Source organism: Streptomyces sp. RLA012 (genome assembly GCF_056270325.1).
In genome coordinates, this window is record NZ_JBWDPA010000002.1 from 6,209,679 (window position 1) to 6,221,690 (window position 12,012).

10 protein-coding genes are annotated in these 12,012 nt (G+C 69.5%); 5 read left to right on the top strand and 5 right to left on the bottom strand.

Translation table 11 applies throughout. From position 1 onward, the window contains the following. Nucleotides 1-95: 95 nt before the first annotated feature. Nucleotides 96-836 (bottom strand): GAP family protein, encoded by a 741-nt coding sequence (locus tag RV986_RS28470; protein ID WP_475920102.1) that lies wholly within the window; start codon nucleotides 834-836, stop codon nucleotides 96-98. 749 nt (nucleotides 837-1,585) lie between these two features. Here RV986_RS28470 and RV986_RS28475 point away from each other — a divergent pair. From RV986_RS28475 to RV986_RS28485, 3 genes are all read left to right on the top strand, one after another. Next, complete coding sequence (locus tag RV986_RS28475; protein WP_475920103.1) at nucleotides 1,586-2,176, top strand: hypothetical protein; 591 nt, start codon at nucleotides 1,586-1,588, stop codon at nucleotides 2,174-2,176. A 117-nt stretch (nucleotides 2,177-2,293) separates the two neighbouring features. Beyond that, nucleotides 2,294-3,646 (top strand): Dyp-type peroxidase, encoded by a 1,353-nt coding sequence (locus RV986_RS28480; RefSeq protein ID WP_475920104.1) that lies wholly within the window; start codon nucleotides 2,294-2,296, stop codon nucleotides 3,644-3,646. 76 nt (nucleotides 3,647-3,722) lie between these two features. After that, nucleotides 3,723-4,904, top strand: coding sequence for a catalase family protein (locus RV986_RS28485; RefSeq protein WP_475920105.1), 1,182 nt, complete (start codon nucleotides 3,723-3,725; stop codon nucleotides 4,902-4,904). Between the two features lie 50 nt (nucleotides 4,905-4,954). Here the strand turns inward: RV986_RS28485 and RV986_RS28490 are convergent, their stop codons facing one another. From RV986_RS28490 to phoU, 3 genes are all read right to left on the bottom strand, one after another. After that, the gene (locus tag RV986_RS28490) at nucleotides 4,955-7,543 is read right to left on the bottom strand and encodes a hypothetical protein (RefSeq protein WP_475920106.1); all 2,589 of its coding nucleotides are present in this window, start codon (nucleotides 7,541-7,543) and stop codon (nucleotides 4,955-4,957) included. Between the two features lie 387 nt (nucleotides 7,544-7,930). Further along, entirely contained in the window at nucleotides 7,931-8,083 is a 153-nt protein-coding gene (locus tag RV986_RS28495) for a hypothetical protein (protein ID WP_266433233.1), read from the bottom strand. Between the two features lie 181 nt (nucleotides 8,084-8,264). Beyond that, entirely contained in the window at nucleotides 8,265-8,954 is a 690-nt protein-coding gene (gene phoU / locus RV986_RS28500) for a phosphate signaling complex protein PhoU (RefSeq protein WP_475920107.1), read from the bottom strand. A 238-nt stretch (nucleotides 8,955-9,192) separates the two neighbouring features. Between phoU and phoR the strand changes: the two genes are divergently transcribed. Both phoR and phoP read left to right on the top strand, forming a co-directional pair. Further along, on the top strand, nucleotides 9,193-10,470 hold the full coding sequence (gene phoR / locus RV986_RS28505; RefSeq protein WP_475920108.1) for a two-component system sensor histidine kinase PhoR: 1,278 nt from the start codon (nucleotides 9,193-9,195) through the stop codon (nucleotides 10,468-10,470). Nucleotides 10,471-10,475: 5 nt separating this feature from the next. Continuing rightward, the gene (gene phoP, locus RV986_RS28510) at nucleotides 10,476-11,147 is read left to right on the top strand and encodes a two-component system response regulator PhoP (protein WP_475924465.1); all 672 of its coding nucleotides are present in this window, start codon (nucleotides 10,476-10,478) and stop codon (nucleotides 11,145-11,147) included. Nucleotides 11,148-11,226: 79 nt separating this feature from the next. On the opposite strand, the gene RV986_RS28515 is transcribed toward phoP, so the two are convergent. Further along, nucleotides 11,227-11,910 carry a copper chaperone PCu(A)C domain-containing protein gene (locus tag RV986_RS28515; protein ID WP_475920109.1) on the bottom strand — a complete coding sequence of 228 codons (684 nt, stop codon included), beginning with the start codon at nucleotides 11,908-11,910 and terminating at the stop codon, nucleotides 11,227-11,229. Between the last annotated feature and the right edge of the window lie 102 nt (nucleotides 11,911-12,012).

Sequence of the window (12,012 nt, forward strand, 5' to 3'; positions counted from 1 at the left end):
GGCATTTGGTGTGCACTTCCGCCCCAAGCCGCTCCGCCGACCTTCCCTGTTGCGCGTCGGTGATCGGACCGCGCCGCGACGGGTGGGGGAGCCTGTCAGGAAGTGAGGATGGAGATGCCGTCTCCCAGCAGTTTCACCCCGAGAACGAAGAACAGGACGGCCATCACAGCGACATTGTGCTGGGCTGCCCAGTCTTTCCAACTGCCGAGCGTGGTTTTCGCTCTCTCTCCTCCGACCAGGAAGACTCCCAGTGGGGCCAGCAGGCCGAGGGTGGCGATCAGGACGAAGATTGCCAGCGATGCGATCTGCTGCCCGACCGGCAGTCCGGATGAGCCGATGGAGGCGGCCGCGGCGATGGTCAACGGGGCGTTCTTGGCGTTGAGCGCGGCCAGGGCCAGACCGAGTCCGAAGACCTTGACCGGTGTGAGGCGGTCGATCGCGCCCATCCACTTCGGCAGCTGGGCTTGTGAGGGGTCCTTTGGGCGCCGGTGCCATTGCCGGGCGCCGAAGAGCACGAGGAGCACGCCCAGAGCGAGCTTGAGGGCTCCCACCCAGGTCGCCGGGTGATTGTGGGCGGAGGCATCTGCGGGGGAAGCGATCGCCAGCATCACCGCGCCCAGTGCCGCCAGTCCCAGAATCCAGCCGACGGTGAACAACAGTCCGTTGAGACGTCCCCGAGGCGTGGCGAGTATGAGGATGATGGCGATGATCGGGAGCGGGCTGATCGCGACGCCGGCCGCAAAACCCAGCACGTCACCGAGAACTTTGCCCATGGTTGCCTCCAGAAGGGGATCAGGGCGGCGATCCGGTTGAGCAACGGCGATCCGGTTGAACAACGCTTGGTGGGTGCCCCGACGGCCTGCGCGGGCAGCCTTGGCCTGTCGCTGTCGCTGTCGCTGTCGCTGTCGCTGTCGTGGACGTGGACGTGTCCAGGGTCCGTCCGCAGACCCTGGGCCCCGGGTCGCGGCCTCTCCGCAAGCGGCCGTTCTGAACGGCGAACTCCTCGGCGGTCAGTACCGGTCCGGCACCTTTCCCAGACGTTTCAGATGACTGATCAGATGACTGATCAGATGACTGATCAGATGGCTGAGCGCCTCGTCGTTCGAACCCGCTCATGGTGTGGCGGAGACGGTGCCTGGGCGGAGCGACGGGTTACGGGTTGTCGCGCGGTCGACTGCGCCTCTGCCTTCACGGCCACGCGGAAGCGGCCGCCCGAGAACGTGACGACGACGTACTCGGCACGTCCGCCGTTCCATCTTCCTGCGCCTTTCCGGATCTGTCCTCGGGAGCTCCTGAGGACAGATCCGGAACCCTTGGCCTTGGCCCGCTGGTTACCTTCGTTGCTGCCTCCCGGAACTGGACGGCAACCCGGCACCCGAGGCGGCTGTCTTTCTCGGAACCCTTCGGAACCCTTCGCCACCCTGACGGACGAGGCACGCCCCTACGGTCCATCGGGCACGGACCGTAGCCATGGCCGGGGGTGCGAGGCGGTGAGTGTGCGGTCAGGATTGGAGGCGAGGGCGATGGCGCCTCATGCCCGAGCGCTTGGCGACCCTCGCACCGACCGCGGCAGGAGGACGTCACGATGACTGCGACGACAGGCGCAACCCAATCGGCTCACCCCGAGCGCCCGGGCAGGTCGGATGGGGTCTGCAACGAGTTCACCGTCTTCACCAAGATCAAGCCGGGCCATGCGGATGCGCTGCGCAAGGATCTCGCCACGCTCGCCGACGCGGCGGATGACGAGAGGGTCCATGCGGCGGTGCGCCAGATCGGCACCCTGCATGACGCACGGCACGTGATCTTCGACAACGACACCCGGTTCATGTTCGCCAGCGTTTTCGACGGCTCCTGGGACACCTACATCGACGACTTCGCCCAGACGGTGGTCGGGGCCCGCTTCGACAAGATCTTCTCGCACAGCGAAGGGTTCCCCGGCGTCACCGATCCAGGGGTGAAGGACTGGTTCGTCGCCCACCAGGAGCCCGCAGGGGTCTTCGTCAGCGCCTATCCCGACCTGACCGTTCAGCAGATCTACAAGGACCACCGCGTGGACGACGCGTTCCAGGAGGTGCTGGACACCCCCCAGTTCCGGGCGGCGCTGGACAGCCCGGCCAACGCGGAGTTGCTGGCCACGCCGGCCTTCCAGAAGCTGCTGGAGGAAGCCTCGGCCTAGAACCCGGACACAGCCAAACCTCGGAGCCCACCCACCATCGGTGGACCAAGTCGGCCGGTGCGAGTCGGCCATCGCGGGGCTGTCCAGGCAGAGACCGACGTGGAGGCACAAGCGACCATGACCACAGCGGACAGCAGCAGCGCGGCCGGCGTACGCGTCGAGATCGACGACGTCCAAAGCGGGGCACTGCGTCCACGGCCCGTGCCGTACGAGGGAAAGTTCGTCTTCCTGCGCGTCGACGACCGCCACGCCGGGCGCGCCCTGCTGCGACGGCTGCTCCCGGTGACCTCGGGTGGTCTGCCCGGCGTGGACCGGAGCCAGGATGCCTGGGTGGCGGTGGCGTTCACCTGTCAGGGGCTGAGGGCCCTGGGGGTGCCCCAGGAGTCGCTGGACAGTTTTCCGCGGGCGTTCCGTGAGGGCATGGCCGCTCGGGCGGAGCTGATCGGCGACGTGGGCGAGAGCGCCCCGGCGCACTGGGAGGCACCGTTCGGAACGGGCGATGTCCATATCGCGTTGAGCGCCCTCTCCTCCGATGCGGCGCAGCTGGACAGGGAGTTGGAGCGGGCCCGTGTCGCCTACGAGGACACGCCCGGTGTCCAGGTGATCTGGCAGCAGGAGGTCCACCAGCTCCCGACCGGGCGTACCACCTTCGGATTCCGCGACGGCATCAGCCATCCCCACATCGAGGGCATCGGGCTGCCCGGCTCCAACCCGCAGGAAGCCCCCATCAAGGCCGGCGAGTTCATCCTCGGCTACCCCGACGAAACCGGCAGTCTGCCGCCCATGCCGAGCCCCGACGTGCTGGGGCGCAACGGGACCTACGTGGCCGTTCGCAAGGTCCATACCAACGTGGCGGCCTGGCGCCGGTATCTGCGCGCGAACACCTCCAGCGCCGAGGAGGAGACACTTCTGGCGGCGAAGATGGTCGGGCGCTGGCCGAGCGGGGCGCCGCTGACGCTGGCGCCGGAGCACGACGATCCGGAGCTGGCGGCCGATCCGCACCGCGTCAACAACTTCCTGTACCGGGAGAACGACGACCGAGGTTTCCGGTGCCCCGCCGGTGCGCACATCCGGCGCACCAATCCCCGCGACGCCACCATCATCGGCGACGCACGGATGCACCGCCTCATCCGCCGCGGCACCACCTACGGCCCGCCGCTGCCCGAGGGCGTGCTGGACGACGACGGCGCCGACCGGGGCCTGGTCGGAGTATTCATCGGAGCCCACCTTGAACGGCAGTTCGAATTTATCAAGGCCGAGTGGGTCAACGACGGCAACTTCATCGGCTACCCCGGCGAGAAGGACCCGGTGGCCGGGCACCACGACGGAACCGGCAGCGCCACCATCCCGGAGAGGCCGGTCCGGCGCCGCCTGCAGAACCTGCCCAGCTTCGTGGTCACCCGTGGTGGCGAGTACTGCTTCCTGCCTGGTTTGCGCGCCCTGCGCTGGCTCGCCGAACTGGAGGACTGAGGGCAGTTCCTGCCCTTCCCCTGCCCTTCCTGCCCGCTGAGGCCCCCACCCCGGTCTCCGAGGAGAGGTCGACGTCATGGCAGCACGGTTCGTCCCCTACACACCGGACGTCGAAGACGACGACCCGCACTTCGACCAGAACCTGCAGACGGTGATCGAAAAGACCGAGAGCTACATCGCCGAGTCGGTCGAGGCCGGTGGCACCGGGCAGGCCCTCCGCGACGCCCATGCCAAGGGCTACGGGCTGGTCCGGGGGGAAGTGGAGATCCTGGACGGGCTTCCCCCGGAGTACGCGCAAGGCATCTACGCGACTCCGGGAACCCACGACGCACTCATCCGTTTTTCCAACGGCTCGCCTCACGCCGGAGCCGACGCGCGACTGGGCGCCGCCACCGGACTGGCGCTGAAGATCTTCGACATCCCCGGCCCGACCCTGCTGGAAGACGAACCGGACACAGGCACGTTCGACTACGCCAACATCAACGGACCGATCTTCTTCTGCAACACGGTCGAGCACTACCTCTTCATCCAGGAGTTGTTCCTGAACGCGCCGGCCTACTTCTCGCAGGGCCGACCCGGTGCGCGTCGTTTCTTCACCGATTTCGTGACCGGAAAGGGAACGCTGGACCAGGACGACTGGGCGTGGGACGAGTTCCTGGCCTTCCTGCGCCTGTCAAAGACCCCTCCGGCAAACCTGCTGCTGTCGAGCTACTGGACGATGGGGGCGGTGCGGCACGGGGACTACATCGCCAAGGTGCGCATCACCCCCGACCCGCTCTTCGCCGCCGCGGTGGTCCGGCGCGACATCGACCCGTCCTCGGGGGCAGAGGTCTTCCGACCGGCCCTGCAGGCCGAACTGCAGGAGCGGCCCTACGCCTTCGACATCCAGGTGCAGCTCTGCACCGACCTGGAGCGGATGCCGGTGGAGGACACCACCGTGGAGTGGCCCGAGCAGCTCTCGCCGTCCTTCACCGTGGCCAAGCTGCGGCTGCCGCAGCAGGACATCTCCGGCCCGGAAAACCTGGAGAAGATGGACTCACTGTCCTTCACGCCCTGGCGGGTCACCGCCGAGCACGCACCCCTGGGCAACATCATGCGGACCCGCAAGGAGGTCTACCGGCGATCCTCCATCGCGCGCCACAAGCTCAACCGGCAGCCGCGCACAGAACCGCGCAGCGCCGACGAGGTACTTGGCCCGGCCCACCACGGCGACGACGACACGACAACCGAGGCGGCCGACCCGGCTTCGAATCCATGAGCAGGTCATCCGGCCTCGTGCCAGGGTGCCGGCCCGACCCACTAGGCGGCTCAGGTCCTGACCGTCAGGTACAGCCAGCCGCTCCACGTGCTCAGGTTGGTGTTGTCCTTCGTGCCGTGGACGTACTCGGAGCGCACGCGGAACTTCTGGTTGATCGCGTCGGTCAGGCTCAGTTGCGTCACCGCGGTGCTGTTCGCGGCGAGGGACACGCAGTTCGAGGTGGTGAGCGTGTGCCAGGCGCGGTTGTAGTACTCCTGGGCCTGGAACCGCTCGCACTGGCCGGACTTGTTCGGCGCCACGGTGGCGGTCACCCGCGGCTTCACGGTGTGGTGGTAGACGCGGTAGAGGGTGCCCCCGTACGTGGTGGTCGTGTAGGACCCGCCCAGCGTCTGGGTGACCTTCGCCTGGGCGTAGGCGGTGCGGCCGGCCGTGGCCGGGGCGTAGCGGTAGTCGCCCGCGAAGGACGCCGTGAACGTCGTGTTGGCGGCGAGTTTGTACGTGGCCGACAGGTTGCCCTTGCTGTCCACGGTGCCCGTCTTGAGCAGCGTCTTCCTGCCGCCGGCGGGCTGGGCGTAGACCGAGACCGTACGGCTGTTGTACGTCGTGCCCAGGTGGGCGGTGACGGTGGCGGTCGCGCCGTATGTGTAGGAGGACGCGTTGGTGGTGATGGACGGGGTCGTCGCGGTACGGGACACCTGGACGATCGCGGACGTGGTGGCCGCCTGGTGGGAGGCGTCGCCCGGATAGCTGACCGTGTAGGTGTTGGCACCGCCGACGGACGGCGTGTCCTTGACGGTGATCGTGCCGTCGGTCCCCACGGGCGCGGTCCATGTGACGGGCGTCGTCGTGTGGGCGGCGTCCGTGCGGGACACGGTCACCGTCTCGCCGCTGTTGTACGGCGCGTCGCCCAGCGTGCCGCCGAACGACAGCGCGGCGCCACGCGTGGCGGTGGTGGGCGCCTTCAGCGTCAGGGCGGGGGCGTACGGGGAGACCTGCACGGATGCGTCGGAGGCCGTCGGCTCGTGCGTGGCGTCACCCGCGTACGACAGGTGGTAGGTGAACCTTCCGGCGCTGCCCGGAGCGTCGGTGACGGTGAACTCGGTGGTGGCCGGGTCGACCGTGACCGACGGGAGCGGGACCGTCTCCTGGGTGTCCTCGTTCGTCCTGGACACCTGGACGGTGGTGCCCTGGGGGAGGCCGCCGAGATTCAGCGCGGTCATGAGCGAGCCGGTGAAGACCACCGAACGCGGTGTCGTCGAACTGAGCTCCGGGAACGCGATGGTGGTCGACAGCCTCGCCACGTGCACCGTCAGCGAAGCCGTCGCGGCCCGGTGCGTCGCGTCGCCCGCGTACGTCACCCGGTAGGTGTACGCGCCCGCGTCCTGCCGGGTGTCGCTGATGGCGAACGAACCGTCCTTGCCGACCGTGGCGTCGGGCAGTGCCGTGCCGTCGCGGGTGACCTGGAGCGTCGCGCCGACCGGGAGGAGGCCGTTGGTGCCCAGCGATCCGGTGAAGGTGTACTGCTGGGTGGGGATCGCGTACTGCGGGGCGTTCAGGGCGAGTTGGGTGTCGGTGAGCTTGGGGTCGCTCAGTACGCCGAGGGTGTAGGTCCCCGAGGGGGACTGCGTGACGGCGTAGAGCGTCAGGCCGTCCGCTCCCCACTCCAGGCCGTCCGGGGCCACGGTCCCGGCCGGGAAGGTGACGTGGTTCTCGGCGAGGGTGGAGCCGGCGTAGAGGTAGAGACCGGGGGTCGAACCCGAGTTGCCGCCGACGGCGATCGTGCCGTCGGTGTCGGTGGCGAGGGAGTTCGGGCCGGGGTTCCCGCCGCCGGTGTAGTACACGGAGGGACTGGCGGGGGCGAGGTCCGAGGTGCGGTAGGCCTGCAGTGCGGCCTGCTGCGGGGCGGCGAGCAGCACTCGCGCGCCGTCGCCGGTGACCTGGAGCCCGGTCGCCGTGCCGCCGTACACCAGGGTGTCGGCCTTCACCGAGGCCGGTCCGGACGAGGCCGTTCCGGACGAGGCCGTTCCGGAGGAGACGTCGAAGGTGGCCACGTGGCTGAGGCTCTGCTGCGGCTCCTCGGCCGCGAGCACACCGCCGCCCGTCGCGAGCAGCGGGGCGACCGACCAGTGCGACATCGAGGGCTGAGGTGTCGCCGCGGGGTCCGCGGCGGACGGATCCACCGACCCGATGGCGCCCTTGCCGTCCGCGGTGTATCCGTACCAGACCCTGCCGCCCGCCACGGCGACGGAGACGGGCGCGCTGCCGGTCCCGGTCGGCCAGCGGGTGGACTCGGTGAGTGTCGCCGTGTCGACGGCGGCGATCGCGTCGCCGTCGGCCAGGGCCGCGTAGAGCGTCCCGCCGTCGGCGGAGAGCGCCAGACCGGTGGCGCCCGGTTCGTCCGCGAGGGTGGTGACGGGGGTGCCGGACAGGTCGGTCACCACGATGCCGGTCGAACCGGCGCCCTGACTGAAGAAGATGTGCCGGTGAGCGGTGTCGACCAGCATGTGCGAGTAGTGGGACAGCGGCAGCGCCGCCGTGCTGTCGGCCCAGGCTGCGGAGCCGGTGAGGCCGACCGTGGCAGTGGTCAGCCCGGCGACGACCGATATCGCCGCCGTGAGCGAGACCTGCTTGAGGCGCATGAAGCTCCTGTGGAAAAGGTGATCAGGCGAGTCGGACCATAACGCCCGCCAGTGACAGGGCCGCCGTCGCGGGACACCTCTCCACCTCACCCGATCGGCACTTTCGCCCCGTTTCGCGAACACCGCGGCCCACGCCCGCGGCGCTTTGCCGCAGGTCGGCGCCTCCCGTCATGACCTGGCAAAAACTCGCGGCGCCCATGCCCCCCGGCCCCCCGGCCCCCCGGCCCCCCGGCCCCCCGGCATCCGGGCATCCGGGCATCCGGGCATCCCGTCATCCCGTCATCCCGTCATCCCGTCATGCACGTGTCGTGCTCGTGTCGCGCACAAGGAAGGGCCCCGTCGTGGTGACGGGGCCCTTCCGGACGTACGTACGAGCGACGTACGTGATCAGCCGCACTGGCACGGATTGCCGGACTGGCATCCGCACCCGCATCCGGAGCCGCAGCCGCAGGCGCCGAACAGGGGGAGGCTCTTGATGTCGGCGGGCTGTTCGGTGTCGCGGTCCAGGGTCGGGTCGGGCGTCGCGGGGGAATCGGCCATGGGGTCCTCCTCAATGAGGCCTCAATGAGGCATCGAGGCCGGTGCCTACGCCCATACGTCTAGGCGAGGCGCGGGTGCCTTCCCCTATTGCATGCCCGCTCCGCTGGGCGCATCAACGGCGCACTGAGGCTTGTACGCGCCCCCGGAGCGCGAGTTCGGCCCCCCGCGTACCCCCCCGACCTCAGACTCCCTCGACCCCCGTCGCGGGCTGGATGTCGGGCTGGAGCTCGTCCGCGTGCTCACCCGTCACCAGGTACACCACGCGCTTGGCCACCGACACGGCGTGGTCGGCGAAGCGCTCGTAGTACCGGCCGAGCAGGGTGACGTCGACGGCGGTCTCTATGCCGTGCTTCCACCGGTCGTCCAGCAGATGCGAGAAGAGGGTGCGGTGCAGCAGGTCCATCTCGTCGTCGTCCTGCTCCAGCTGGAGGGCGAGGTCGACGTCCTTGGTGATGACGACCTCGGCCGCCTTGGCCATCAGGCGCTGGGCGAGCTGGCCCATCTCCAGGATCGTGGCGTGCAGGTCGTGCGGGACCGCGTGCTCGGGGAAGCGCAGCCGGGCCAGCTTCGCCACGTGCTGGGCCAGGTCGCCGGAGCGCTCCAGGTCGGCGGACATCCGGAGCGAGGTGACGACGATACGGAGGTCCGTCGCCACCGGCTGCTGGCGGGCCAGCAGGGCTATCGCGCGGGCCTCCAGCTCGTGCTGGAGATCGTCGACCTTCTGGTCGCCCGCGATCACGCTCTCGGCCAGCTTCAGGTCGGAGTCGAGGATGGCCGTCGTGGCGCGCCCGATCGCCGATCCGACGAGCCGGGCCATCTCGACCAGTCCGTCGCCGATCGAGTCAAGTTCCTCGTGGTACGCGTCACGCATCTGGTTGTCCCTCTCTTACGTCAGCATCGGGGGCCCGGGGGGCGGGCTGCTCCGACCGCCGGACTGTCGCCGGACGGGCCCCGTGAACCCCACGCTCCCACGTTCCGGCCAGTACGCGTCCGTTTCCGGCACCTCAAATGAACCAGCCCTGGCTCCTGAGTGAACTCTGGGCGACGAGTGTCGGAGGTCGCACTCCGATGGCTGTGGCCCGGCATGACGGCATGCCTAACCTGGAAGCATGGACGTGAACGCGGCGGTCGCCGCAGCGGCAGCGATCGCCGGAGTGCTCACCGGTGTCATCGCCATGCTGGCGTTCCGCTGGAGCGAGCGCGACCAGAAACGCCCCACCCGCACCTCGCTGCACACGGACCCGGTGCTTCCGCCGGGCGTCGACACGGTTCTCTCCGTGCTCCGGTCCTCGGCCGTCGTCCTCGACGAGGCCGACGCCGTCGTCAAGGCCAGCTCCGCCGCGTACGCCCTCGGACTGGTGCGCGGCGGCAAGCTGGCGGTCGAGCCGATGATGCTGATGGCCCGCGACACCCGTCGTGACGGGGAAATACGCCAGGTCGAGCTGGATCTGCCGAGGCGGGGGACCGGACGGGGAGAGGCCCTGGCCGTCTCCGCGCGGGTCGCCCCGCTCGGGTCCCGGCTGGTGCTGCTCCTCGTCGAGGACCTGACGGAGGCACGGCGTATCGAGGCCGTACGGCGCGACTTCGTCGCGAACGTCAGCCACGAGCTCAAGACCCCGGTCGGCGCGCTCTCCCTGCTCTCCGAGGCCGTCATGGACGCCTCGGACGACCCGGAGGCCGTCGAGCGCTTCGCCGGGCGGATGCAGATAGAGGCCACCCGGCTCACCAATCTCGTCCAGGAGCTCATCGACCTGTCGAGGGTGCAGAACGACGACCCCCTTGAGGACGCCGAGCCGGTCCGCGTGGACGAGCTGGTCGCCGAGGCCATCGACCGGTGCCGCCACCAGGCCGGCACCAAGCAGATCACCATGGCCGCGGGCGGCACCGCCGACCTGAGCATCTGGGGGAACCGGGGGCAACTGGCCGCCGCCCTCGGCAACCTCGTCGAGAACGGCGTCAACTATTCGCCCGCCCGCACCCGGGTGGGTATAGCCGCGCGCCGGGTGACCGCGCCCGGCGGAGACCTCATCGAGATCGCCGTGACCGACCAGGGCATCGGCATCTCGGAGAAGGACCGGGAGCGCGTCTTCGAGCGCTTCTACCGCGTCGACCCGGCCCGTTCCCGCCAGACCGGCGGTACGGGTCTGGGTCTCGCGATCGTCAAACACGTGGCCGCCTCGCACGGCGGGGAGGTCACGGTGTGGAGCTCCGAGGGTCAGGGCTCCACATTCACCCTGCGGCTGCCGGAGGCGGCTGCGGCCCGCGACCGCGGGACCGACCACCACATGCCCGGACTCGACGATGAGGACGAGACCGGGCAGCCCGACGGGACGACCACCGTCACATCCCCGTACGAACCGCTTCCCGCTCCGGAGGTCCTTCCGTGACCCGTGTGCTCGTCGTCGAGGACGAGGAGTCCTTCTCCGACGCCCTGTCGTACATGCTCCGCAAAGAGGGCTTCGAGGTCGCCATCGCGACCACCGGGCCCGACGGACTCGACGAGTTCGAGCGCAACGGCGCCGACCTCGTCCTCCTCGACCTGATGCTGCCGGGGCTGCCCGGCACGGAGGTCTGCCGCCAGCTGCGCGTCCGCTCCAACGTTCCGGTGATCATGGTCACCGCCAAGGACAGCGAGATCGACAAGGTCGTCGGGCTGGAAATAGGAGCCGACGACTACGTGACGAAGCCTTTCTCGTCGCGTGAGCTCGTCGCCCGTATCCGTGCCGTGCTCCGCCGTCGCGGGGAGCCCGAGGAGGTCACCCCGGCCGCCCTGGAGGCCGGACCCGTCCGCATGGACGTCGACCGCCACGTGGTCACCGTCTCCGGCTCCAAGGTCGACCTCCCGCTCAAGGAGTTCGACCTGCTGGAGATGCTGCTGCGCAACGCGGGCCGCGTCCTGACCCGTATGCAGCTCATCGACCGGGTGTGGGGTGCCGACTACGTCGGTGACACCAAGACGCTGGACGTCCACGTCAAGCGTCTCCGGGCGAAGATCGAGCCCGACCCGGGCGCGCCGCGGTACCTGGTGACGGTGCGCGGCCTCGGCTACAAGTTCGAGCCGTAAACCGATCTCGTACTGACGACTGTCGTACCTACGGCAAAGGGCGGCACCCTTCGGGGTACCGCCCTTCGTGCGTGCTGGATCAGTGGCCGGCCGACGCCGACGTCGAGGCCGTCGCGCCGTCCGTGTTCGTGGCTGTCGCGCTCGACGACACCGTGCCGGTGGGCGAGCCGGAGACGGAGTCGGACGGCGAGGCCGAGGACTTCGGCGACTCCGAGGCGGCGGCGGAGGCCGTCGCGCCGGCCGCCCCCGGGATGTTGCTCGGGCCCCACTTGGAGAAGTAGCTCTCGGCCGGGACGACGAACGCGCGCAGCTGTACGTCACCGGTCTTGCTGAAGGTGAAGGTGACCGGCTGGGCGTTGCCGTCCTTGACGGCCGTGCCGGGGTCGCTCAGGGCGGCGGAGGCGTTGCCCTCGCCGCCCAGGACGACCTGGCCGCCCGCGGGGATGGTGAGCTTGCCCGAGCCCGTGGCGGGCGTGATCTGGGCGACGCCGTCGCCGCCGACCTTGACCGAGTCGAGGGTCTGGGGGGTGATGCCGTTGTTGAACAGGGTCGCGGAGATCACCGCCGGGCCCTTGGACGCCGCGTCGGGCTGGGTGATGACGAGGGCGTTCTGGATCTTGATGTCCCCGACGGTGGTCGCCGCGTTGTCCGGCTTGACCTCCAGCGTCTGGGCGTCGTTGCCGGCACCGCACGCGGCGAGCGAGGCGATCGAGAACGCGATGACGGCGGCGGCGAGAGTGCCGCGTCGAAGGCTGCTGCTCACGGCGGCGGCAACTCCTTGAACGTGGGCGAAGCAGAGCGGCTTCTGTGCAAAGCCGCCCTAAGGGTCTGTCAGCGGGCTTAGGTTACCGAGCCGTTCCCGCGC